Here is a 22,548-nt window from a genome sequence, read left to right on the forward strand (position 1 = left end):
GTGGCTTCCGTTCGTGGGTCAGTGCCGACGGGGGACAAGATGCAGCACGCCGGCGACAATACCGCCCACGATAAGGCCGATGATCGCCGATAGGAAGGCCGCGCAGGCCCAGGATGCCGCGTCGCCCAACGCGCCGGCGGTTCCCCGCACCGTCTCGCTGGCGTGATGAATCCAATCGGGGATGGGCGTCAGGCTGAACTGTTCCAGCCCGTGGACGATGATCTGTCCGCCGACCCAAGGCATCGCGGCGATCCCGATCGTGGAAAGCGCGCTCAGCACCACGGGCATCGCCGATACCAGCCCGCGCCCGATCGCCTGCGTCATAGTGCCGGGGCGGCGGGCGAGCGCGAGGCCGATATCGTCCATCTTCACGATCAGCGCGACCACGCCATAGACGCCCGCCGTTATGGCCACCGCGACCAGCGCGAGCGCGATCGCCTGATTGACCAGCGACTGGTCATCGAGCGTGGACAGCGCGATCGCCATTATTTCTGCCGACAGGATCAGATCGGTGCGGATCGCGCCGGAAACCTGGCGGTCCTCCAGTTGCTTTGCGTCTGCGGCTGCGACGGCGTCGTTATCGTCCGCTTTGCTGGTGATCGCGCCAATCACCTTCTCGGTCGCCTCGAAACAAAGAAACGTGCCGCCCGCCATCAGGATCGGCGTGATCGCCCAGGGCGCGAAGGCCGACAGCAGCAGCGCGGCGGGAAGCAGGAAGATGAGTTTGTTGCGTAGCGACCCCAGGGCGATCTTGCCGATGATCGGCAGCTCGCGCGAAGGGGAGAGGCCCACCACATAGCGCGGCGTGACGGCGGTATCGTCGATCACCACGCCGGCTGCCTTCACGCCCGCCTTCCCGGCCGCGGCGGCAACGTCATCCAGGCTGGCGGCGGCGAGCTTGGCGAGCACTGCGATATCGTCAAGCAGCGCAAATAAGCCGCCGGCCATCGATCAAGTCCCTGTTAAATTAACGGAAGAGCCGGCATCGCGCATTTCTCGCCCAATACGCAAGGGGCGATATCGGCAGGATGCGAACCGCCGGTAGAACAAAGCGGGGGAGAACGGCCATCCGCGGACCGCTCGATCCCCCGCACTGTTGCTCCGCCGGTGCCGGTCCTGCCGGCGGCTCCACTCCAAATCATTATTTTGATTCGGCGTGCCTCAGCGACCTTTGCTTGCAGGCTCTTCAGGCAAAAAGAAAGGCCAGTCGCGAGACCGGCCTTGGAAAGTTTTTAGGAGAGGATGCCTGAAAGGCCCGATCCTTGTGCGACGCAGCATGTCATTTCGCAACTGCAAACTAAGCGGAGTAGATTGCAAAAAGTGCAATCGTGATGTGCGGATGCATCGACAAGATCGGATCGGTGGTTATGGAGGGCGCATGAGCCTTCCAGTTCCGCCCCGCGCCCAAACCCGCCCGCACCGATTTACCCGCCACGGCATCACGATCGAAGATCCCTGGGCATGGCTGAAAGATGCCGGTTATCCCGATGTCACCGACAAGGATGTGCTCGCATATCTGGAAGCGGAGAATGCCTATTTCGAGGCGGTGATGGCGCCGCTGAAGCCGCTGACCGATCGGATCAACGCCGAGATGCGGGCGCGCATCAAGGAGGATGAGGAAACCGTTCCGCAAAAGGACGGCGACTGGTTGTACTGGACCGGTTTTGATCTGGGCGGCCAGTATCGAAAGTGGTGGCGCAGGCCGGTCGCCGGCGGCCCGGACGAATTGCTGCTCGACGAACCGGCGCTCGCGCAGGGCAAGGAATATTTTCGGCTGGGCGCGTTCGCGGTGTCGAACGACGGCACCAAACTTGCCTATGCGATCGACGATTCAGGCGCGGAGCGCTTCGAGATCCGCGTGAAGGATATCGTGACTGGCGAGCATCTGCCGGACGTCATTCCCGGCATGCTCTCCGATATAGTCTGGACGGCGGACGATGCCGGCTTCCTGTACGGGCTCGCCAACAAAGAATGGCGCACGGACAATGCGCGATTCCACCGTCTCGGCACCGATCCGGCGGATGATGTCGAGCTCTATCACGAGGATGATGAGGGCTATCGCGTCGCCGTGTCGGAGACGAGCGACCGCAAGTGGATCATGATCGCGACTGGCGATCATGTGACGAGCGAGGTGCGGTTGCTGCCGGCGAACGATCCGTTCGCGGCGCCGATCATGGTCGCGCCGCGTCTTGCGGGCCGTGAATATGATGTCGATGCACATGGCGACACCCTGTTCATTCACACCAATGACACCGATCCGATGTGGCGACTGGTGACCGCGCCGATCAGCGCGCCTGGCGAATGGACCGAACTGATCGCTCCATCGCCGAGCTTCTACATGACGGGAGTGGAATGCTATCGCGATTTCTTCGTAGTGGAGGGGCGCGAGGATGGCCTCGATCAGATTGCGATCCACCGCTACGATGCGCCGACCCAGGGCAGGCGCATCGCGTTTCCGGAAGAAAGCTATACGGCCGGGCTTGGCGACAATCCCGAATATGACCAGACCGTCCTGCGGCTCGGCTATGAGTCGATGGTCACGCCCGGAACAGTGTATGATTATGACGTCGCGACCGACGAACTCACCGTGCTCAAGGTGCAGGAAATCCCTTCGGGCTATGATGGCACGAAATATCGCACCGAGCGGCTGAAGATCGCCGCGCGCGACGGCACGATGGTGCCGGTGTCGATCGTCTTTCCGGCCGATTTCCCGAAGGACGGGTCGCGGCCGCTCTATCTTTACAGTTATGGCGCTTACGGTCACGCGATCGCGCCAGGCTTCTCCACCGGCCGGCTCTCGCTGCTCGATCGTGGCTTTGCTTACGCGATAGCGCATATCCGTGGTGGCGACGACCTGGGGCAGCAATGGTATCGTGACGGGAAACTGGAAAAGCGCACCAACACTTTCAACGATTTCGTCGATGTGGCGAAGGGGCTGATCGCGCAGGGCTGGACCAGCGCGGGCCGGATCGCGATCGCGGGGCGGTCCGCGGGTGGCGAACTGATGGGCGCGGTGGTGAATTCCGATCCCGAACTGTGGGGCGCGGTTATCGCCGATGTGCCGTTTGTCGACGTGCTCAACACGATGCTGGACGAGACGCTGCCGCTCACGCCGGGCGAATGGCCGGAATGGGGCAATCCGATCATCGACAAGGCCGCGTTCGAGCTGATCCACAGCTATTCGCCCTACGATCAGGTGAAGCCGCAAGCGTATCCGCCCCTGTTCATTTCCGGCGGGCTTAACGATCCGCGGGTCACCTATTGGGAGCCGGCGAAATGGGGCGCGAAACTGCGCGCCACGAAGACCGATGACAATGTTCTGCTGCTCAAGACCAACATGGGCGCGGGGCATGGCGGCAAATCGGGGCGCTTCGACAGCCTTTACGAGGCGGCGGAGGAACATGCCTTCGTGCTGTGGCAATTGGGCGTCGAGCAGTGACGATCGAGGCGATCGTGGCCAAATATGGCCTCGCCGCACTGTTGCTTGGCGCCGGGTTGGAGGGCGAGACGGTCGTCGTGGCGGGCGGCATCCTGTCACATCGCGGGCTGTTTCCGTTGCCGGGCGCGATGATCGCGGCAGCGGTCGGGTCGTTCGTGGCGGACCAGATCTGGTTTCTGATCGGCCGGCGCTTCCACGATCACCGGATCGTGCGCAAGGCGCATCAGAAGCCCGCGTTCGCAAAGGCGATCGGCTTTTTCCATCGTCACCCGATCGGCTTCATATTCGCGTTTCGGTTCATCTATGGTTTTCGCACGATCAGTCCGATCGCGATTGGCACCACCGATGTGGCGGCGCGTCTGTTCGTGCTGGTCAATCTCGTGTCGGCGATCGTGTGGGGGATTACCTTTTCGACGATCGGTTATGCCTTCGGCCGCAGCTTTGAGCAGCTCCTCGGGCGGCTCCAGCCCGATACGCATACTGTGGTTGCAGTGCTTGCGGGCGTCGTGGTGGCGACCGGCTTGTTCTTTGGCATCCGTTACTGGCGCAAGGCGTGAGGCGTTTCACGCTGCCCTTTGTCGCCGCGCGCGAAGACATCGACGAACTCGGCCACGTCAACAACACGGTGTGGGTACGCTGGGTACAGGAACTGGCCGTCCGGCACTGGGCGGCGGTCGCGCCCGCTGAGCAGCAGGAAGCCTATATCTGGGTCGTGACGCGGCACGAGATCGACTATCGCGGCAATGTCGGACCGGGGGAGGCGGTGATCGGCGAAACATGGGTCGCCGGAGAGCCGCGCGGCGCGCGTTTTGACCGCCGTTTCGTCTTTACCGGCGCCGACGAGCGAGTGAAGGTCGAGGGGGTGACAACATGGGCGCTGCTCGATCGCGCCAGCGGCCGCCTCCTGCGCGTCAGGCGCGAGGTGGCGGCGCCGTTTGTCGCGGATCAAGAATAACGGCAGCGCTTTTTCGCGGTGATCGTCCGGTCGATCGCCCGTCCTGCCAGCGCGCCGCCAGCCGCGCCCGCAACCGTGCCCAGCGCGCCATGCCCCAGGATCGAGCTGCCCACCAGCGCGCCGCCTACGCCACCCGCGACGAGGCCCGTGGTGCCGCTCGATCGACGACAACGCTTAACGCCGCGATATTTGTGCTTGTAGGTCCGGGCCTGCGCATCGCTGGTCGGGAAGCTCATGGAAACGGGAACCGCGAGCGACAATGCTCCAAGGGCAAGCATCATTCTGCGCATGGTCGGCATCCTTTCGAGATAGATCGTATCGCTGGCATAACGTAGATCAGGCGCGAGGGTTGCGTCTCGACAAATTTGCCGGTCTCACCCCGAATTGCGCAATGCGGTTGCGATGGCGTTGATCGACAGCAGAATTCCCTGACTGATACGCTCGTCGCTCTCGCCCGCGCGGTGGCGCCTCATCAGCTCGATCTGGAGCAGATTCAGCGGCTCGACATACGGCAGGCGCAGCCGGATCGAGGATTCGAGCGTGGGATGCTTTTCCAGCAGCCGGCATTGACCAGTCGCCTGGAGCAGCCCGTCATGGGTGGATTGCCAGCCATCGCGGATCGCGCCGAAGATGCGATCGCGGAGCGCCCCGTCCTCGACCAGCCCGGCATAGCGCTCGGCGATCCCCATGTCCGATTTCGCCAGCACCATTTCCATATTCGCCAGTGTCGCGGCGAAGTGCGGCCAGCCTGCGGCCATTTCGGCGAGCAACGCCTTGTCCTCGAACGCCGCAATCGCCTGGCCGACGCCATACCAGCCCGGCAGCATCACGCGTGCCTGCGCCCAGGAGAACACCCAGGGGATCGCGCGCAGATCCTCGATCCGCTGGCTTTTGGTGCGGCTCGCCGGGCGACTGCCGATCTTGAGACCCGAGATTTCGGCGATCGGCGTCATCTGACGAAAGAAGGTGGTGAAGCCATCCGTGCCATACACAAGGTCACGGTATGCGCGGAAAGCGGTCTCTGACAGCGCATCCATCGCGCGGGCAAACGTCTCGTTCTCGGCATTGGAAAGTTGCGGCGGTTCGAGGCTTGCGAGCAAGGTCGCGGATGCCATCGCTTCCAGGTTTGTCGCGGCGCTCTCGCGCGTGCCGTATTTTCCGGCGATCACCTCACCCTGCTCGGTAATGCGGATGCGGCCCTGCACCGTGCCCGGCGGCTGCGCAAGGATCGCCGCGAAGCTGGAGCCACCGCCGCGCCCCACCGCGCCGCCGCGCCCGTGGAAAAGCTGCATCCCCACGCCGGCTGCCTCGAATACCGGCTTCAACGCGGTGGACGCCTTGGAGAGCTGCCACGTGGAGGTCAAATAGCCGCCATCCTTGTTCGAATCCGAATAACCGATCATCACCTCCTGATGCCCGCGCGCGGCGACGATCCCGCGCACCTCCGGCAGCGCGAACCATTCGGCCATGATCGCTGGCGCAGCCGCGAGATCCTCGATCGTCTCGAACAGCGGCACCGCCATGATCGCGGCGGCCGGCTGACTGCCGGGCCGGTAAAGCCCTGCCTCCTTGAGCAGCAGGTTCACCTCCAGCAAGTCCGATACGGATTTGGACATCGAGACGATATACTGCCGGATCGCGCCCTCGCCGTATCGGGCGTGCGCCTCGGCGGCGGCGTGGACGATAGCGAGTTCGGAGCGCGTTTCGTCGGAATAGCGCGCGTAAGGAGAGACGAGTGGCCGAGGGCTGGAAAGCTCGTGCCGCAACAGCATGACGCGCTGATCTTCATCGAGCGAGAGGTAATCGTCGCATACGTCGGCGACCTTCAGAAGCTCTGCAACGACGCGATCGTGGACCGCGCTGTTCTGCCGCATGTCAAGCGTGGCGAGATGAAAGCCAAACACCTCGACAGCGCGAATCAACCGCCCGAGCGCCCCGCCGGAGGCAAGCATCCCGTCTCCGATCGCGCCGAGCGTATGGGCGAGCGCGACGAGATCGGCACGGAAGGCGGCCGGATCGGGATAGGGCTCGCCGCGCAGCGTTCCCGGTCGTGGGGCGGATTTTCCGGTCAGTGCAAGGTGCGTTGCCGCGAGGCGGGCGTAGATCCCTGAAATCGCCCGGCGATACGGCTCGTCGGCGCGGCTCTCCGCCGTGTCGCCGCTGCGTTCGGCCAGCGCCAGCACCGCCTCGTCGACCGGCGCGAGTTCGCCTGAAATGGAAAGCTCCGCGCCAAGAGCGTGAAGCTGGTCGAGATAATGGACGAGCACCGCCTCGGCTGCGCGGGCCAGTGCGTTGCGCAGCGATTCGGCCGTGACAAAGGGATTGCCGTCTCGGTCGCCGCCAATCCAGCTTCCGGGGCGCAGGAACGAGGGGACGCGCCCGCCCATCGCCCGATCCCAGCGCTGATAGAGCGCCGGCAGTACCGGCAGGAACACGTCGCGCAGATAGCTGAGCGCGGTTTCCACCTCGTCCGCAACATAGAGCCGCTCGCGTCGCAGCACGCGGGTTTCCCAGAGCAGCGCGACCTGCCGCACGATCGCCTCGTCCACCACATCGCCGTCCGGCGTCACCTCAAGTCCGCGATCACGATAGGCCATCAGTTGCGCGATGCGGTTGCGGTGATCGATCATCGACTTGCGGCGCACTTCGGTCGGATGAGCGGTCAGCACCGGCGAAACCAGTGCACGGTCGAGCAACGCGGAGACGGCGGCCTTGTCGATGCCCTCTGTCGCCAGTCGCGCGAGCACGCTGGGCACGTCTGCGCCTTCCTCGGCGGTAACGCCCTGCCGGTCTTCCGCAAGGTTGGCGAGCATCGAGAACAGCATGAAGCCGCGCACGAAATCGAGCGTTTCGTCGAGAGTCAGCGCCTCCAGATGATGATCGACTGGCGGACCGCCGTCGCGATGCCGCTCGACCGAGGCGGCCCGGATCGCCTCGGTCGCGGCGAACAGGCGCTCGCCCCCCAGTGCGCGGATGACGTCGCCGAGCACGCGGCCAAGATAGCGCACGTCCGGATTGTTGGTGATGGGGGGAAGATCGACCATAGCCGATTGATGCTGCATCGCGGCATGGAGGCGGTCAACCGCCGTGCGGAAGTTAAATCACGTTTGAGACGCGGAATGGGCGATCTCGTTCGGAAGTGCCGTCACCGCCCGTCGGGCGATGTCGCTGAAAGCGCCGGCATCTTCTTTCAGGCAGGCGGCGATACGCTGGCGCATGGCCGGATCCCAATAGAGGCGCATATGTTCACGCATCGCGGCGACCGCCTCGTCCTCGCCACTCACGGCGAAATTCCGTGCGATCTGGTTGGCCATGTAAACGAGCCGGTCAGTTGTGGACATCACGCAGGTCATTCGGCCGCCTCCGCCTCGATCCGGCGCGAGCGGGCGGCCTGATCGGCGTATTCGCGTTGCCAGTCGCTCGGCCCGTTCGACGCGGAAACCTGCACCGCCGTCACCTTGTATTCCGGGCAGTTGGTGGCCCAGTCGGAATAATCGGTGGTTATGACGTTGGCCTGCGTGTCCGGATGGTGGAACGTCGTATAGACCACTCCCGGCGCGACCCGGTCGGTGATGAGCGCGCGCAGGGTGGTTTCGCCCGCGCGACTGCGAAGGCTTACCCAATCGCCATCGCGCAAGCCGCGATTCTCCGCGTCGTGCGGATGGATCTCCAATCGGTCCTCCTGATGCCAGGCGACGTTGTCGGTCCGACGCGTCTGCGCGCCGACATTATACTGGCTGAGGATACGCCCGGTGGTGAGAAGCAGGGGGAAGCGCGGCCCGGTCCTCTCGTCGGTCGGCACGTAATCGGTGACGACGAACCTGCCTTTGCCGCGCACGAAGCCATCCAGATGCATCGTCGGGGTGCCGAGCGGCGCGTCGTCGGTCGCTGGCCATTGCAGCGAGCCGTGTTCCTCCAGCGCGGCGTAACTGACGCGCGCGAAGGTGGGTGTAAGGGCGGCGATCTCATCCATGATCTGCGACGGGTGGGTGTAATTCCAGTCGAGCCCGAGCGCGCGCGCGAGGAGTTGCACGATTTCCCAATCGCCATGGCCGTTGAGCGGCTCCATCACCTTGCGGACGCGCTGGATGCGGCGCTCGGCGTTGGTGAAGGTGCCGTCCTTTTCCAGAAAGGTCGATCCGGGCAGGAAAACATGGGCGTAATTAGCGGTCTCGTTGAGAAACAGATCCTGCACCACCACGCACTCCATCGCGGCGAGGCCCGCCGCGACGTGATGCGTATTGGGATCGGATTGCAGGATATCCTCGCCCTGGACGAATAGCGCCTTGAACGTACCGTCCGTCGCCGCATCGAGCATGTTGGGGATGCGCAGCCCCGGCTCCGGATCGAGCGACGTGCCCCACGCATCCTCGAACAGGGTTCGCGTGGCCGGATCGGAAACGTGGCGGTAGCCGGAATATTCGTGCGGGAAGCTGCCCATGTCGCATGCCCCCTGGACGTTGTTCTGCCCGCGCAACGGATTTACGCCGACACCCTCGCGCCCGATGTTGCCGGTCGCCATCGCGAGATTGGCGATCGCCATCACGGTGGAGGAGCCCTGGCTGTGCTCTGTCACGCCGAGCCCGTAGTAGATGGCGCCGTTGCCGCCGCTGGCGAACAGCCGGGCGGCGGCGCGCAGGTCCGCGGCGGGAACGCCGGTCAGCGCCTCTGTGGCTTCCGGTGAGCGATCCGGCTGCGAGACAAATGCCGCCCAATCGGCATACGCGTCCCAGTCGCAGCGCTGGCGGATGAAGGCCTCGTCGGCGAGCCCCTCGGAGACGACGACATGCGCCATCGCTGTCAGCACCGCGACATTGGTGCCGGGGCGCAGTGGCAGGTGATGATCGGCGGCGATATGCGGGCTGCGCACCAGATCGATCCGGCGTGGATCGACCACGATCAGCCGCGCGCCGGCCCGCAGCCGCTGCTTCATGCGACTGGCGAACACGGGATGTCCATCCGTGGGATTGGCGCCGATGACCATGATGACGTCGGCCTGCATCACACTGTCGAAGTCCTGCGTACCGGCCGAGGTGCCGAAGGTGGTCTTCAGGCCATAGCCTGTCGGCGAGTGGCAGACGCGCGCGCAGGTATCGACATTGTTGTTGCCGAAGCCCTGGCGGATCAGCTTCTGAACGAGGAAAGTCTCCTCGTTGGTGCAGCGCGAGGAGGTGATGCCGCCAACGCTGCGCTTGCCGTATCGGGCCTGGATGCGGCGGAATTCGCGCGCGGTGTGGGCGATCGCCTCTTCCCAGGAAACCTCGCGCCACGGCTGATCGATGCTGGCGCGGATCATCGGCTTCAGGATGCGGTCGCGGTGATTGGCGTAACCCCAGGCGAAGCGGCCCTTGACGCAGCTATGCCCGTGATTGGCCTTGCCCTCTTTCCACGGCACCATGCGAACCAGTTGTTCGCCGCGCATCTCCGCACGAAACGTGCAGCCCACGCCGCAATAGGCGCAAGTGGTGACGACGGCGCGATCGGGCGTGCCGATCCTGGCGACGCTTTTCTCGATGAGTGCGGACGTGGGGCAGGCCTGCACGCATGCGCCGCATGAAACGCATTCGGAAGCGATGAATTCCTCGTCGGCGCTCGCCGCCACTTTCGAGCCGAAGCCGCTGCCGTCGATCGTCAGCGCGAACGTCCCCTGCACCTCGTCGCAAGCGCGCACGCAACGCGAGCAGACGATGCACTTGGCCGGATCGAAGGTGAAATAGGGATTGCTCTCGTCCTTGTCGGCGGACAGGTGGTTCGCGCCGTCATAGCCATAGCGCACGTCGCGCAGGCCGACCGCGCCCGCCTGATCCTGCAGCTCGCAATCGCCGTTGGCCGCGCAGGTGAGGCAATCGAGCGGGTGATCCGAGATGTAAAGCTCCATCACCCCGCGTCTCAGCTCTGCCAGTCGCGGGCTTTCGGTGCGGACGATCATCCCTTCGCCGGCGGGTGTGGTGCAGGAAGCGGGATAGCCGGTGCGGCCGTCGATCTCGACCAGGCACAGGCGGCACGATCCAAACGCCTCCAGCCGGTCGGTGGCGCACAGCTTGGGGATATTGGTGCCGCGCAAGGCGGCGGCGCGCATGATCGACGTGCCTTCCGGCACCGTCACGGGCTCACCGTCGATCAACAGCGTTACACTGTTGCCGTTACCGGCCGGCGGGCTGGTGCCAAGGTCAATTTCGCCGATCCATGCCATGAAGCTTACTCCAGCGGCGCCGCAAGGCTGCCGAAATCCTCCGGGAAATGATCCAGCGCGCTTAGCACGGGATAAGGCGTGAAGCCGCCAAGCGCACACAGCGAGCCGAACTTCATCGTATCACAAAGGTCGCGCAGCAGCATAATTTCTTCGGCGCGCGAACGGGCGCGTGGCGTTGCGTTACGCATTTGCGGCAGTGCTTCCACGGTGCCGGGCGCGGCGCGTCCACCGGCTGCGATGCGATCGATCGTTTCCATCCCGCGTACCGATCCGATGCGGCACGGCGTGCATTTGCCACAACTTTCATGAGCGCAGAATTCCATCGCGAAACGCGCCATCCGCGCCATATCCGCGGTGTCGTCAAACACGGTGATCCCGGCATGGCCGATCAGCCCGCCAGCTGCGGTGAACGCTTCGTAATCGAAGGGCAGATGAAACATTGATGGCGGGAAATAGGCGCCGAGCGGGCCGCCGACCTGCACTGCCTTCACCGGGCGGCCGCTTTCCGTACCGCCGCCGACCTCCTCGACCAGTTCGCCGAGCGTGATGCCGAAACCGGCCTCGAACAGCCCGCCGTTGCGCACGTTGCCGGCAAGCTGGATCGGCATCGTTCCGCGCGAGCGTCCGAAGCCCGCCTTTGCGTACGCAGCCGCGCCCTGTGCGATGATGAACGGTATGGCCGCGAGGCTCAGCACGTTGTTGATAACCGTGGGCTTGCCGAACAGCCCCGCGATCGCGGGCAGCGGCGGTTTGGCGCGCACCTGCCCGCGCTTGCCCTCGATCGAATCGAGCAGCGCGGTTTCCTCGCCGCAGACATAGGCGCCGGCGCCGACGCGCACCTCCAGCGCCAGCGGTGCGATGCGCGGGGCGGCGCGCATGATCGCCGCCTGCATCGTGCGAATCGCGAACGGATATTCGGAGCGGATGTAAACAAAGCCGCGCCCGGCGCCGACCGCATGGGCGGCGATCGCCATTCCCTCGATCAGGCAGAAAGGATCGCCCTCCATGAGCATCCGATCGGCGAAGGTGCCGCTGTCGCCCTCGTCGGCGTTGCACACGATGAATTTCTCGGCTGCCTCGGCATCGAGGACGGTCTGCCACTTGATGCCGGTGGGAAAGCCCGCGCCCCCGCGCCCGCGCAGGCCGCTCTCCTTGACCTCGTCAACCACTGCCTGCGGGGATCGCGCGCGCGCCGCGTCCAGCGCGCTCCACCCACCGTGGGCGGCGTAATCGTCGAGGTCCAGCGGATCGATGACGCCGCACCGCAAGAAGGTGAAACGCTGCTGCCGCGAGAAGAAGGGATGTTCCTCGATCAGGCCGATGCGGTTCGGGTGCGTGCCGTCCAGTACCGCAGCCGCCTCGTCTGGATGAACCGGGCCATAGGCGATGCGACCGGCTGCCGTTTCCACCTCCACCAGCGGCTCGATACGGAACAGGCCACGGCTGCCGGTGCGCATCACCCTGGCGCCCCGTCCCGACAAGGCCGCCGCCACTTCGTCCGCGCCGAGCGCCACAGAGGCCATGTCGGCACTGACAAAAACGCGCGTCACGCCAGCGTCTCCGCGACGATCCTGCCGATCTTGGTCGCATCCAGTCGCGAGACGGGGTGGCCATCGACAAACGCATTGGGCCCGGTGGCGCACAGGCCCAGGCAATAAACCGCCTCGATGGAAACCCGGCCGTCCGCGCTCGTCTCGCCCATCCGCAGCCCGAGCCGGTCGGTGATCAGCCGTTCGATCGCCGCGCCGCCGCGCGCCTGGCAGCTTTCCGCGCGGCACAGCCGGATCCGATGCGTTCCCGATGGTGCGCGCCGGAAATCGTGGTAGAAGGTGACGACGCCGTACACGTCCGCCCGGCTGAGGTTCAGCGCCGCGGCGACCGGCGGGATCATTGCGTCGTCGATATGCCCGAACTCGTGCTGCAACGCGTGAAGCAGCGGCAGCAGGGCGTCGCGCACCGGCGCGCAACTGCGCAGGAAGCGTGCGATCGCATCGGTATATCGGGCGGAAGTGTCTTCCGCTGTGGTCGGATTGATACGGGTCATGGGTTCCTGACGTTCGCACCACGGCAGCGGACGATCAACGGAATTCATCGCCGCGTATTTACAACCTGTCTCGGCTCGTCCGGTTTACAAGCCGTCCCGCTCAGTCCGGTTTACAACCGGTCTCGCCCCATCTGCCTTACAAGATGTCTCGCTCCGTCGGGTTTACAACCTGTCCCGCCCCATCTGGCCTCCTCAACATGACTGCTGTTACCCCAGCGCCTCAGCCCCCGTTGAGCCGGGGGCTGTGCGGCCCTACATCGGGGTTTGATGACCATCGGCACGCCCGTAACCGAACTCAGCGACCGCGCGCGCGACGTGTTTCGCCGCGTGGTCGACAGTTATCTGGATAGCGGTGTACCGGTGGGCTCGCGAACGCTGGCGCAGGCCGGGCTGAACCTGTCGCCGGCGTCGATTCGCAGCGTGCTGGCGCAGCTCGAGACGATCGGATTGCTCGCCGCGCCGCATACGTCGGCCGGGCGAATGCCGACCGAACTGGGGCTGCGACTGTTCGTCGATGGCATGATGCAGGTGTCGGAGCCGAGCCGGGAGGAACGGGCAACCATCGAGGCGCGCGCCGCTGCCGCCGGGCCGGTGGAAGAAGCACTGGCGGCGACTACCTCCGCTCTTTCCGGCCTCTCCGCCTGCGCCGGGCTGGTGATGGTGCCCAAGAACGAGCAGGTGTTGCGCTCGATCGGCTTTGTTCCCCTGTCGCGGACCCAAGCGCTGGCCGTGCTGGTGAGTGAGGACGGCGCGGTAGAGAATCGCGTCATCGAACTGCCCGCCGGGGTCGATCCGCCCGCGCTGGTGGAAGCGGGCAATTACATGTCGGCCACACTTGCCGGACTTACGCTCTCCCAGGCGCAGGCACGGGTGGATCGTGAGCTGGCCGTCGGGAAGGCCGCCGTCGATGCTTCTGCACAGGCGCTGATTCGGCGCGGTATAGCGGTGTGGACCGAGGACGGGGACCGCAGACCAGTGCTGATCGTGCGCGGGCAGGGGCGGTTGCTTGACGATGCCGCCGCAGCCGACCTCGAACGGGTGCGCGATCTGCTTGATGATCTGGAGGGCAAGCAGGAAATCGCGGCGCTGCTCGATTCGGCGCGCGCCGGTGACGCTACACGCATCTTCATCGGGGCCGAGACGAAGTTGTTCGCGCTTTCCGGGTCGTCGGTGATCGCCAAACCGTTTCGCGGGCAAGACGGTCGCGTCGTCGGCGTGGTAGGGGTGATCGGCCCGACCCGGTTGAACTACGCGCGTGTCGTGCCCATGGTGGATTTCACGGCTGCAACGCTTGCCCGCCTGATCGGGTGAGCCGCCAACATACGGGAATGAAATGACAGACGAGAATACGACCGAGAACCTGCACGAAGATGCGACGGAAGCGGCGCACGAGGTTGCCGATCACGACCGGGCAGCCGAACTGGAGAGCGCGCTCGCCGAGGCCAAGCAGCAGGTGCTCTATGCACAGGCCGAGACGCAGAATGTTCGCCGCCGGGCCGAGAAGGACGCCGCCGATGCGCGGGCCTATGCAGCGACCAACTTTGCGCGCGATGTTCTTTCGGTCAGCGATAATCTCGAACGGGGCCTTGCCGCAATTCCCGAGGAATTGCGCACGGACGAGCGGCTCAAGGGGTTGATTGCCGGGTTGGAGGCGACCGGTCGCGAACTCTCCAGTGTGTTCCAGCGTCATGGCATCACGCGGATCGATGCGCTGGGCGAGAAGCTTGATCCGAACCGCCATCAGGCGATGGTCGAAATCCCGTCGGTCGATGCGGAGCCGGGCGTGATCGTTCAGGAAATGCAATCGGGCTGGATGATCCGGGACCGGCTGCTCCGCCCGGCGCTGGTCGGCGTCGCCAGGGCTGCTGACTGATTCGGCGCGGTATCGGCGGATGAACGAGAATATTGTCGCGGAGCGGCCGACCTTCGTTACGCACCTGGAATGCTCGATCACCGGTGAGCGGTACGCGGCGGACCAATTGCATGGCTTGTCGCGCGCGGGGCGTCCGTTACTCGTTCGCTACGATTTGGAGGCGGTCAAGGCGGCGCTCCCGCGCGAAATACTGGCCGCGCGTGAGACCGATCTGTGGCGCTGGCGCGAGCTTTTGCCCGTCCGGCGAACGGAGAATGTCGTCAGCCTGGGCGAGATTGAGACGCCGCTGGTGCCGATCAGCCGTAGCGGCGGTGCGAGAGTGCTGGTGAAGGACGAGGGGCGGTTGCCCACCGGCAGCTTCAAGGCACGCGGGCTGGTGATGGCCGTGGTGATGGCGAAAGAGCTTGGCGTCTCGCGAATCGCGATGCCGACCAACGGTAACGCCGGGGCCGCACTCGCCGCCTATGCGTCGCGGGTCGGCATCGAGACAATTGTCTTGTGCCCGGAGGACACACCGGAGGTGAACGTCCGCGAGATCGCGATGCAGGGCGCGCAGGTGTGGCGCGTCAACGGCCTGATCGACGATTGCGGCGCGATCGTCGGTAAGGGCGCAGCGGAAGGGCACTGGTTCGATTTCTCTACGCTGAAGGAGCCATATCGGATCGAGGGCAAGAAGACGATGGGCCTGGAACTGGCCGCTCAGCTTGGCTGGCGGCTGCCCAAGGCGATCTTCTATCCCACAGGAGGCGGCACCGGGCTGATCGGTATGTGGAAGGCTTTCGAGGAGCTGGAGAAGCTTGGCTGGATCGGGGCGGAGCGGCCTCGCATGTATGCGGTGCAAGCGGCGGGCTGCGCCCCGATAGTTCGTGCGTTCGAAGCGGGCGAGGAACATGCCGACCGCTGGGAGGATGCCCACACCGTCGCCGCAGGCATCCGCGTGCCGCGGGCGATTGGCGATTTTCTGATCCTGCGCGCGGTTCGGGAGAGCGGTGGCAAGGCGCTGGCGGTGGGAGATCCCGCGATACTCAAGGCGGTGGATGATTGCGCGCGCAAGGATGGCCTTCTGCTCTGCCCGGAAGGTGGCGCGACGCTGGCAGCTTATCGACAGGCGCTGGTCGACGGCGAAGTACAGGAGGATGAGGACGTGGTGCTGTTCAACTGCGCGACAGGACTGAAATATCCAATGCCGGAAGCGACGCGCACGCTCGACCGTCACGCCGCGATCGACCTTAATTCGTTGTGACGGCCGCGCCTGGACGCGAGGTCCGCTATTCGAGCGCCTCACCCGATATGGTGATGCGGTGCATCAGCCGGCGATGCCCCTGGTAGTCATTCATCGCGCAATGCCACGTCGAGCGATTGTCCCATACCGCCAGCGACCCTGGTGACCATTGTACGCGGCACTGGAATTCCGGCCGCATCGCGACGCTGAACAGATATTGCAGGAGCGGCAGGCTTTCCTGGCGCGTCCAGCCTTCGAAATGCAGCGTGAAGGCCGGATTCACGTAAAGCAGTTCTCGCCCGGTCTGCGGGTGGCGCAGCGCCACCGGATGGACCGCGCGGGTGCGGATCTCATGGCCCTTCAGATCCGCACCCTGATCGGTCTTCGCATAGATGCCGTCGGCACTGTAGATATGGTCGGCGGAATGGACGGCGCGCAACCCACGCAACGTCTGCTTCAAACCGTCGGACAGCGATTCGAAGGCGGCACCCATGCTGGCGAACAATGTGTCTCCGCCCGCAGGCGGCGTTTCGCGGGCAAGGAGGATCGAGCCCATCGCCGGCACCTGGTCATAGCTGTGATCGGTGTGCCAGCCACCGCCGATATTGGTTGTCTGCGTCTCCGATTTTCGGACCTCGGCGATCTCGGGGTAACCGCCGTTCGCCGGAAAGTAATTGTTGACGTCGATTCCGCCCCAGCGCTGCGCCAGCGCAATGTGCTGCTCGGGCGAAAGCTGCTGATTGCGCACGAACAGGATGCCGTGATCGGCAACTGCACGGCGGAGCACGTCGAGTCCGCCATCGTCGATCGTGTTCAGATCCACACCTAGCGCCTCGACGCCGACATGATCGGCTAGCGGGCGGAGTTGCACATCGCTCATCGCATCTTCTCCTTGGATGAGCGCGATCTATCGCATCGGCTCGCATCCAAGTGTGACGTAAGTTACATTCGCGCGATGGAAATCGCAGTGCTCGCAAAACGTGGCTTATGGTTCGCGCACCTTCCCGCGCCGTTGCAGGCGGCATTGGTGCGCGACGGCCGCGTGGTGCGCCTCGGCACGGGGCAGTGGGTTTACGGTGAGGGTGACGAGGAGACGGGCATCGTGCTGGTGCTTGAAGGCGCACTGCGGATCGAGGCTTCGATCGGCGAGGATCGCGATGTGCTTGTGAACCTTGCGCCGGCCGGAACCGCGTTCGGACAATCACGGCGACGGGGCGGGGGACCGCGAATAGTGACTGCCCGGGCGACAGCGCGCGCGATGGTGTTGCTGGTCGCGGACAGTGCGCTGGAACGGATCGCCGCCGATCACCCGGCGTTGTGGCGCGCGGTGAGCGAGCTTGTCTATGGCCAGCTCGATGCGGTGGTGCGCCTGGCGGCGCAGATGATTGGCCTGGGCCCGCGCGCCCGGATCGCCGCCCGCCTGCTAGCGCTGGGCGGAACTGGAGAGCTTCTGGTGAGCCAAAACGATCTCGCGGAGATGTGCGGCGTCTCCCGCAAGATCGCGAACGTGCATCTTGCGGCGCTGGAGCGTATCGATGCGATCCGGCGGGGTTATGGCCGGATCGTGATTATAAATGCGGAGTTGCTTCGGGAGGTGATCGGGTGAGGGGGCAGCCCCGTGCGCCATCTAAAACGGCGTGACGAGCCGAACCGGAATTTATCATGCATCTTTTGCCGGCGAGGGACGTAACTCTTCGTGCCATCATCCCGTCAAGGTCGGCGTTGAGAGGCAGGGAGAGCGTATGAAGAAGCTAGCGTTTTGTGTGGCTGCCGCGATCGTCGTGATGGCTTCACCAGGATATGCAGCACCGCTGCTGTTCAATTTCTCCGGTCCGTCCGGCACCGCGGTGTTCCAGCTTGATTCAAATCCGACGCCCGATTTTTCTCAGACGTTCATTGGATCGGATCAGTTTTCGTTCAAGGATGTTGCGGGTACATTTGGCGGCGTGGCCGGAACGGCATCCACCATCAGCTTCGGCAACGGCATATTCGCCAGCCTGAGCATCAATGCCGCCAATCTCGGCTTCACACAATTCAACGCGCCGACACTGTTTACCGGGTCACCAGCCAATCCGACTTTCCTTACCGGCTCATTCACCCTCATCAACCCGTTCTTCGGCAACGGCCAGTTGACTATCTCCCCGATAGCGGCCGCTGTCCCGGAGCCCGCCACCTGGGCGATGATGATAATGGGCATGGGAGCGATCGGCTTCGCAATGCGCCGTCGGCAGAAGGTTGTCACAAGCGTGTCTTACGCCTCTTAAACGCGCGACACCGTAAGCGAAGAGCCGCCGGTCGCGAGATCGGTGGCTCTTCGCCGTTAGTCGGCGCCGATGATCACGCGCGGCGGTCCCCGTTCAAACGACCCGGTAGGGCACGACGCGGCGAACCGCTGGGTCCACGGCGATCGCGCGGTCCGTGGGTGGAAAGGCGCGTTGGTCGCAATTATCGCGCGGGCACAGCCGACAGGAGATGCCGATCGATGTCGGCGCGCGGGCGCGGTCCACGGCATCGGCATAGACGAAATCAGCGGCGTGCGTGGCCTCGCACCCGAGCACCACTGCGTAGCGGCGCGGGCTGCGCGCAAAGCTGCCAGAGGGCTTCACCAGCCCCTTGGCCATCGAGATATAACGCACACCATCCGGCGTTTCGGCATGCTGCACCAGGATGCGATCAGGGATCGCGACCGCCTCATGAACATGCCACAGCGGGCAGGCTCCGCCGAAGCGCGCGAATTGCAGTCGGGTGGCGGAGTGGCGCTTGGTGATGTTGCCGGCCATGTCGACGCGGCAGAAATAGAACGGAACCCCCGCCGCGCCCGCGCGCTGGAGGGTTGAGAGCCGGTGGCACGCCTGCTCGAAGCTCACCCCGAAACGGCGGCAGAGGCGGTCGATATCGTGCCGCAGCCGACGCGCCTCGGCGCGAAAGGCGGCGTAGGGCATCACCAGCGCGCCCGCCGCATAGTTCGCCAGCCCAATCGCGAGCAGCCGGGCTGCCTCCGGGCCCGGCACGTCGGCGCCGGCGACGATCATCTCGATTTCGCCCACAAAGGCGGTGGCGGCAAGCCGATGAGCGATAAGGAAGCGCCGACTTTCCGGCGGCAACGCGGCGTTGAGCGTCAACACCGCGCCGTCGAATCGGGCAAGGGGCGCGTCTTCGTCGGCGTCGGTGGCCAGCGTAATGTTGTGGCTGTGCAGGCCTTGCAGCAGATCGCCTGCCATCGTCTCGGCGAGTTGCTCGGCCGCGTGATCCAGGGGATCGACGTAATTGCCCGCTTCGTGAAACCAATCCCGCACAGCTTCCCATGGCAGGCGTGCGCCGGTGCCGGCGGTCATTGATTCCTCGGCGATAGCGAGGCGTTCCTCCGCGGCGCGCTTGGCGGCGTGGAGCGCGATCATGCGATCGGCAAGCGCAGGTCGTTCCTCCGCGAGCCGAGAGGCCTCGTCCGCATCGACCGGTACGAGCGCGGGGTCGGCCAGCGCCTCTCCCAATGCAGCGAGGCGGCGGGCCGGCGCTTCGCCCTCGATCGCTGCGAGCGCCTGCGGGTAATGGCGGGCAAGCGCGGTGCTGACGGCAGCGGTCAGAGGCCGCTCGCCGGTTTCCAGTTGCGACAGATAGCTTACCGACAGCCCGAGCCGCGCAGCCATTGCGCGCTGGTTGAGCCCGGTGGTTAAACGGAGAGCGCGCAGTTGCTGTCCGGCGTATATCCTACCCATTGCATATAGGTCGTAGTTCGCAAGAACGGCTTTCGCAACTTCGCAAGTTCACATTTGCGCTTCGCTGCGCGCGGCGTCAGGAGAGGATGTTGCACCCGGAGAAACGCATGTCGTCGACGATCGAGGAACTGGAACGCAAGCGCGCCGCCGCGCGGCTCGGTGGTGGGCAGAAGCGCATCGATGCGCAGCATGCCAAGGGCAAGCTCACGGCGCGCGAGCGGGTGGACGTGTTGCTCGACGAGGGATCGTTCGAAGAGCTCGACATGTTCGTCGAGCATAACTGCGTCGACTTCGGGATGCAGGATCAGGTCTTCCCGGGTGACGGCGTGGTGACGGGATCGGGCACGATCAACGGGCGGCTCGTGTTCGTGTTCAGCCAGGATTTCACGGTATTCGGTGGATCGCTGTCTGAACGGCACGCGCAGAAGATCTGCAAGGTCATGGACATGGCGATGAAGGTCGGCGCGCCGGTGATCGGGCTGAACGATTCGGGCGGCGCGCGAATCCAGGAAGGCGTCGCCTCGCTTGGCGGATACGCCGAGGTGTTTCAGCGCAACGTGCTCGCGTCGGGGGTGGTGCCTCAGATCAGCGTGATCATGGGGCCGTGCGCGGGTGGAGCGGTCTATTCACCCGCGATGACCGACTTCATCTTCATGGTGAAGGATTCGAGCTACATGTTCGTCACCGGCCCGGATGTGGTGAAGACAGTGACGAACGAGGTGGTGACGCAGGAGGCGCTTGGCGGCGCTGTCACCCACACCACCAAGACGAGCGTGGCCGACAATGCATTCGAAGACGATATCGAGGCGCTGCTCGCGACGCGTGATTTCGTGGATTACCTGCCGGAATCGAACCGCGCGCCTGTGCCGGCGCGGCCCACCGACGATCCGTGGGACAGGCTGGAGCAGAGCCTCGACACGCTGATCCCGCCCAGCGCCAGCCAGCCTTACGATATGCACGAGCTGATCCGTAAGGTGGTGGACGAGGGCGATTTCTTCGAAATCCAGCCGGGCCACGCGGGCAACATCATCTGCGGCTTCGGGCGGATCGAGGGGCGCACGGTAGGGTTCGTCGCCAACCAGCCGATGGTGCTGGCGGGCGTGCTGGACATCAACTCCTCCAAGAAGGCGGCACGCTTCGTGCGCTTCTGCGACGCGTTCGATATCCCGATCGTCACCTTCGTCGACGTGCCGGGCTTCCTGCCGGGGACGGCGCAGGAGCATAACGGCATCATCAAGCACGGCGCGAAACTGCTGTTCGCCTATGCCGAGGCGACCGTGCCGAAGATCACCGTCATCACGCGCAAGGCCTATGGCGGCGCCTATGACGTGATGGCCTCCAAGCATCTGCGCGGCGATCTCAATTATGCCTGGCCGACCGCCGAGATCGCGGTGATGGGCGCGAAGGGCGCGGTGGAGATCATCTTCCGCGGCCTGAACGAGGAAGGGATCGCCGAAAAGACCCGCGAATATGAGGCGCGCTTCGCCAACCCGTTCGTGGCGGCGGCGAAAGGCTTCATCGACGAGGTGATCCAGCCACACTCCACGCGGCGAAGGATCGCGCTGGGGCTGCGTAAGCTCCGGAGCAAGTCGCTGGAGAATCCGTGGAAGAAGCATGACAACATTCCGTTGTGACGGCAGGAATGATCTTCGTCGCAGCTTTGCTTGCCGCGATCGCTGTGAGGATGGTGCTTTGCGGGATGAAAGGTTTGCGCGAAGGGCAGGCACGATTGCCGATGAAATACTCGGATTGGGGACCATTCTCCCGCGCTGCTGAACCAAAGCGATTCTGGTTTGCGATCATTTGGTGTTTTGGCTGGGGTGCAGTCGCGGCTCTGGGAAGCGCGGACTGGTTTGGAGGTGCAGAGTGGAACTAGGTCGTCTCAACCACGTCGGCGTCGCGACGCCGTCGATCGCCAGGTCGATCGAAACCTATCGCACTCTGCTCGGCGCGACGGCGATCGGCGAGCCGTTCGACCTGCCCGCGCAGGGGGTGAAGGTGTGCTTCATCGATGCGCCCAATACGCAGATCGAGCTGATCGAGCCGTATGATGAGGCCTCGCCGATCGCGGGGTTCCTGAAGAAGAACCCGGCGGGCGGGCAGCATCACGTCTGCTTCGAGGTGCCCGACATCCACGAAGCCGTCGCGCATCTGAAGGCGAATGGCGCGACCGTGCTGGGCGAGCCGCGGATCGGCGCGCATGGGACGCCGATCGTCTTCGTCCACCCAAAGGATTTCGGCGGGATGCTCGTCGAACTCATGGAAACGCCTAACGAGGCGCACTGACACACGCTTGGGAGAGAGCAAGATGGCCGATTACGAAACGATCCTGACCGAGAAGAAGGGCGATGTCCTTGTCGTCACGCTCAACCGCCCGGAGCGGCTCAACGCCGCATCGCTGCAGATGGCCGAGGATCTGTCTGTCGCGCTCTATGACCTGCAAGGTTCGCGCGCGGTGCTCATCACCGGCGCGGGGCGCGCGTTCTGCTCCGGCGCCGATCTTCAGGCGCGCGGCAGCGGCAGCGCGGTGAGCGGCGGCGATGCCAGCCACCGAGCGCTCATGAACTATTATAACCCCGCGCTGTCGCAGATCATGCGGCTGCCGGTGCCGGTGGTGACGGCGGTCAACGGCCCGGCGGCGGGCGTTGGTTGCTCGATCGGGCTGGCGGGCGATTTCGTACTCGCGGGCAAAAGCGCCTATTTCCTTCAGGCGTTCGTCAACATCGGCTTGGTGCCGGATGGCGGCTCGACCTGGCTGTTGACCAAGGCGATCGGCAAAGCGCGCGCGACGCAGATGATGATGCTGGGCGAGCGGATCGGCGCGGAGCAGGCGGAAGGCTGGGGGCTGATCTACAAGGCGGTGGACGATGCGGCCCTGCAGGATGAGGCGCTGGCGCTGGCAACGCGGCTCGCCGCCGGGCCGACCGTCGCGCTGACGACGATGCGCCGCAACATCATGACCGCGCTGGACGGCACGTTCGACGAGGTGCTGCGCGCCGAAGCCGAGGGCCAGCGTATCGCCGGCGGCACGGCGGACGCGCGCGAGGGCGGCCTGAGCTTTCTGCAGAAGCGCAAGCCTGAGTTCAAGGGCGCGTAAGGCGCCGGA

At 64.8% G+C, this 22,548-nt stretch carries 20 protein-coding genes; 11 read left to right on the forward strand and 9 right to left on the reverse strand.

Annotation, left to right across the window (positions count from 1 at the left end; genetic code table 11):
- Positions 1–18: 18 nt before the first annotated feature.
- Positions 19–948 carry a DUF808 domain-containing protein gene (locus ACM61V_RS06085; RefSeq protein WP_419713886.1) on the reverse strand — a complete coding sequence of 310 codons (930 nt, stop codon included), beginning with the start codon at positions 946–948 and terminating at the stop codon, positions 19–21.
- A 430-nt stretch (positions 949–1,378) separates the two neighbouring features.
- On the opposite strand from ACM61V_RS06085, the gene ACM61V_RS06090 reads away from it, so the two are divergent.
- From ACM61V_RS06090 to ACM61V_RS06100, 3 genes are read left to right on the forward strand one after another with little or no spacing between them, the layout of a single operon-like run.
- Positions 1,379–3,439: a S9 family peptidase gene (locus ACM61V_RS06090; RefSeq protein WP_419713887.1), complete on the forward strand. Its 2,061-nt coding sequence runs from the start codon at positions 1,379–1,381 to the stop codon at positions 3,437–3,439.
- Positions 3,436–3,996: a DedA family protein gene (locus ACM61V_RS06095; protein ID WP_137786717.1), complete on the forward strand. Its 561-nt coding sequence runs from the start codon at positions 3,436–3,438 to the stop codon at positions 3,994–3,996. Before ACM61V_RS06090 ends, ACM61V_RS06095 begins: the two co-directional genes overlap by 4 nt.
- The gene (locus ACM61V_RS06100; protein WP_137786716.1) at positions 3,993–4,394 is read left to right on the forward strand and encodes an acyl-CoA thioesterase; all 402 of its coding nucleotides are present in this window, start codon (positions 3,993–3,995) and stop codon (positions 4,392–4,394) included. Before ACM61V_RS06095 ends, ACM61V_RS06100 begins: the two co-directional genes overlap by 4 nt.
- Here the strand turns inward: ACM61V_RS06100 and ACM61V_RS06105 are convergent.
- The 6 genes from ACM61V_RS06105 to ACM61V_RS06130 all read right to left on the reverse strand — a co-directional run bounded on the left by ACM61V_RS06105 (position 4,385) and on the right by ACM61V_RS06130 (position 12,631).
- Positions 4,385–4,684 carry a hypothetical protein gene (locus tag ACM61V_RS06105; protein ID WP_137786715.1) on the reverse strand — a complete coding sequence of 100 codons (300 nt, stop codon included), beginning with the start codon at positions 4,682–4,684 and terminating at the stop codon, positions 4,385–4,387. The two genes, ACM61V_RS06100 and ACM61V_RS06105, sit on opposite strands and share 10 nt — an antisense overlap.
- 84 nt (positions 4,685–4,768) lie before the next feature.
- Positions 4,769–7,438: a phosphoenolpyruvate carboxylase gene (gene ppc / locus ACM61V_RS06110; RefSeq protein WP_137786714.1), complete on the reverse strand. Its 2,670-nt coding sequence runs from the start codon at positions 7,436–7,438 to the stop codon at positions 4,769–4,771.
- Positions 7,439–7,495: 57 nt separating this feature from the next.
- Positions 7,496–7,708: a formate dehydrogenase subunit delta gene (locus ACM61V_RS06115; RefSeq protein ID WP_249341539.1), complete on the reverse strand. Its 213-nt coding sequence runs from the start codon at positions 7,706–7,708 to the stop codon at positions 7,496–7,498.
- 35 nt (positions 7,709–7,743) lie between these two features.
- A complete protein-coding gene (gene fdhF, locus ACM61V_RS06120) occupies positions 7,744–10,587 on the reverse strand; it encodes a formate dehydrogenase subunit alpha (RefSeq protein ID WP_137786712.1) in 2,844 nt (947 codons plus the stop codon).
- A 5-nt stretch (positions 10,588–10,592) separates the two neighbouring features.
- On the reverse strand, positions 10,593–12,137 hold the full coding sequence (locus tag ACM61V_RS06125; RefSeq protein ID WP_137786711.1) for an NADH-ubiquinone oxidoreductase-F iron-sulfur binding region domain-containing protein: 1,545 nt from the start codon (positions 12,135–12,137) through the stop codon (positions 10,593–10,595).
- Positions 12,134–12,631 carry an NAD(P)H-dependent oxidoreductase subunit E gene (locus ACM61V_RS06130; protein WP_137786710.1) on the reverse strand — a complete coding sequence of 166 codons (498 nt, stop codon included), beginning with the start codon at positions 12,629–12,631 and terminating at the stop codon, positions 12,134–12,136. Before ACM61V_RS06130 ends, ACM61V_RS06125 begins: the two co-directional genes overlap by 4 nt.
- 267 nt (positions 12,632–12,898) lie before the next feature.
- On the opposite strand from ACM61V_RS06130, the gene hrcA reads away from it, so the two are divergent.
- From hrcA to ACM61V_RS06145, 3 genes are read left to right on the forward strand one after another with little or no spacing between them, the layout of a single operon-like run.
- A complete protein-coding gene (gene hrcA / locus ACM61V_RS06135; RefSeq protein WP_137786709.1) occupies positions 12,899–13,942 on the forward strand; it encodes a heat-inducible transcriptional repressor HrcA in 1,044 nt (347 codons plus the stop codon).
- Positions 13,943–13,964: 22 nt separating this feature from the next.
- Positions 13,965–14,504: a nucleotide exchange factor GrpE gene (grpE, locus tag ACM61V_RS06140; protein ID WP_137786708.1), complete on the forward strand. Its 540-nt coding sequence runs from the start codon at positions 13,965–13,967 to the stop codon at positions 14,502–14,504.
- 19 nt (positions 14,505–14,523) lie between these two features.
- Positions 14,524–15,747: a threonine synthase gene (locus tag ACM61V_RS06145; protein ID WP_137786707.1), complete on the forward strand. Its 1,224-nt coding sequence runs from the start codon at positions 14,524–14,526 to the stop codon at positions 15,745–15,747.
- Between the two features lie 25 nt (positions 15,748–15,772).
- Here ACM61V_RS06145 and ACM61V_RS06150 read toward each other — a convergent pair whose 3' ends face one another.
- On the reverse strand, positions 15,773–16,606 hold the full coding sequence (locus tag ACM61V_RS06150; RefSeq protein ID WP_137786706.1) for a TauD/TfdA dioxygenase family protein: 834 nt from the start codon (positions 16,604–16,606) through the stop codon (positions 15,773–15,775).
- Between the two features lie 87 nt (positions 16,607–16,693).
- On the opposite strand from ACM61V_RS06150, the gene ACM61V_RS06155 reads away from it, so the two are divergent.
- Both ACM61V_RS06155 and ACM61V_RS06160 read left to right on the forward strand, forming a co-directional pair.
- Positions 16,694–17,332, forward strand: coding sequence for a Crp/Fnr family transcriptional regulator (locus tag ACM61V_RS06155; RefSeq protein WP_171007570.1), 639 nt, complete (start codon positions 16,694–16,696; stop codon positions 17,330–17,332).
- 136 nt (positions 17,333–17,468) lie between these two features.
- On the forward strand, positions 17,469–17,990 hold the full coding sequence (locus tag ACM61V_RS06160) for a PEPxxWA-CTERM sorting domain-containing protein (RefSeq protein ID WP_419713888.1): 522 nt from the start codon (positions 17,469–17,471) through the stop codon (positions 17,988–17,990).
- Between the two features lie 93 nt (positions 17,991–18,083).
- Here ACM61V_RS06160 and ACM61V_RS06165 read toward each other — a convergent pair whose 3' ends face one another.
- Positions 18,084–19,442 carry a helix-turn-helix domain-containing protein gene (locus tag ACM61V_RS06165; RefSeq protein ID WP_137786703.1) on the reverse strand — a complete coding sequence of 453 codons (1,359 nt, stop codon included), beginning with the start codon at positions 19,440–19,442 and terminating at the stop codon, positions 18,084–18,086.
- Positions 19,443–19,549: 107 nt separating this feature from the next.
- On the opposite strand from ACM61V_RS06165, the gene ACM61V_RS06170 reads away from it, so the two are divergent.
- The 3 genes from ACM61V_RS06170 (at position 19,550) to ACM61V_RS06180 (ending at position 22,539) form a co-directional block, all read left to right on the forward strand.
- A complete protein-coding gene (locus ACM61V_RS06170) occupies positions 19,550–21,076 on the forward strand; it encodes an acyl-CoA carboxylase subunit beta (RefSeq protein WP_137786702.1) in 1,527 nt (508 codons plus the stop codon).
- Positions 21,077–21,308: 232 nt separating this feature from the next.
- Complete coding sequence (gene mce / locus ACM61V_RS06175; RefSeq protein ID WP_137786701.1) at positions 21,309–21,728, forward strand: methylmalonyl-CoA epimerase; 420 nt, start codon at positions 21,309–21,311, stop codon at positions 21,726–21,728.
- 22 nt (positions 21,729–21,750) lie between these two features.
- Positions 21,751–22,539 (forward strand): enoyl-CoA hydratase-related protein, encoded by a 789-nt coding sequence (locus tag ACM61V_RS06180; protein ID WP_419713889.1) that lies wholly within the window; start codon positions 21,751–21,753, stop codon positions 22,537–22,539.
- Positions 22,540–22,548 lie beyond the last annotated feature (9 nt).

It is taken from the genome of Sphingomonas sp. TX0543 (assembly GCF_048565505.1).
In the GTDB taxonomy this organism is placed as follows: Bacteria; Pseudomonadota; Alphaproteobacteria; order Sphingomonadales; family Sphingomonadaceae; genus Sphingomonas.

Bases quoted from the DNA above. Each gene is read 5' to 3' on its own strand.
- ACM61V_RS06085 (WP_419713886.1), bottom strand. From the start codon at position 948: ATGGCCGGCGGCTTATTTGCGCTGCTTGACGATATCGCAGTGCTCGCC.
- ACM61V_RS06090 (WP_419713887.1), top strand. From the start codon at position 1,379: ATGAGCCTTCCAGTTCCGCCCCGCGCCCAAACCCGCCCGCACCGATTT.
- ACM61V_RS06105 (WP_137786715.1), bottom strand. From the start codon at position 4,684: ATGCGCAGAATGATGCTTGCCCTTGGAGCATTGTCGCTCGCGGTTCCC.
- ppc (WP_137786714.1), bottom strand. From the start codon at position 7,438: ATGGTCGATCTTCCCCCCATCACCAACAATCCGGACGTGCGCTATCTT.
- ACM61V_RS06115 (WP_249341539.1), bottom strand. From the start codon at position 7,708: ATGGCCAACCAGATCGCACGGAATTTCGCCGTGAGTGGCGAGGACGAG.
- fdhF (WP_137786712.1), bottom strand. From the start codon at position 10,587: ATGGCATGGATCGGCGAAATTGACCTTGGCACCAGCCCGCCGGCCGGT.
- ACM61V_RS06130 (WP_137786710.1), bottom strand. From the start codon at position 12,631: ATGACCCGTATCAATCCGACCACAGCGGAAGACACTTCCGCCCGATAT.
- hrcA (WP_137786709.1), top strand. From the start codon at position 12,899: ATGACCATCGGCACGCCCGTAACCGAACTCAGCGACCGCGCGCGCGAC.
- grpE (WP_137786708.1), top strand. From the start codon at position 13,965: ATGACAGACGAGAATACGACCGAGAACCTGCACGAAGATGCGACGGAA.
- ACM61V_RS06145 (WP_137786707.1), top strand. From the start codon at position 14,524: ATGAACGAGAATATTGTCGCGGAGCGGCCGACCTTCGTTACGCACCTG.
- ACM61V_RS06150 (WP_137786706.1), bottom strand. From the start codon at position 16,606: ATGAGCGATGTGCAACTCCGCCCGCTAGCCGATCATGTCGGCGTCGAG.
- ACM61V_RS06160 (WP_419713888.1), top strand. From the start codon at position 17,469: ATGAAGAAGCTAGCGTTTTGTGTGGCTGCCGCGATCGTCGTGATGGCT.
- ACM61V_RS06165 (WP_137786703.1), bottom strand. From the start codon at position 19,442: ATGGGTAGGATATACGCCGGACAGCAACTGCGCGCTCTCCGTTTAACC.
- ACM61V_RS06170 (WP_137786702.1), top strand. From the start codon at position 19,550: ATGTCGTCGACGATCGAGGAACTGGAACGCAAGCGCGCCGCCGCGCGG.
- ACM61V_RS06180 (WP_419713889.1), top strand. From the start codon at position 21,751: ATGGCCGATTACGAAACGATCCTGACCGAGAAGAAGGGCGATGTCCTT.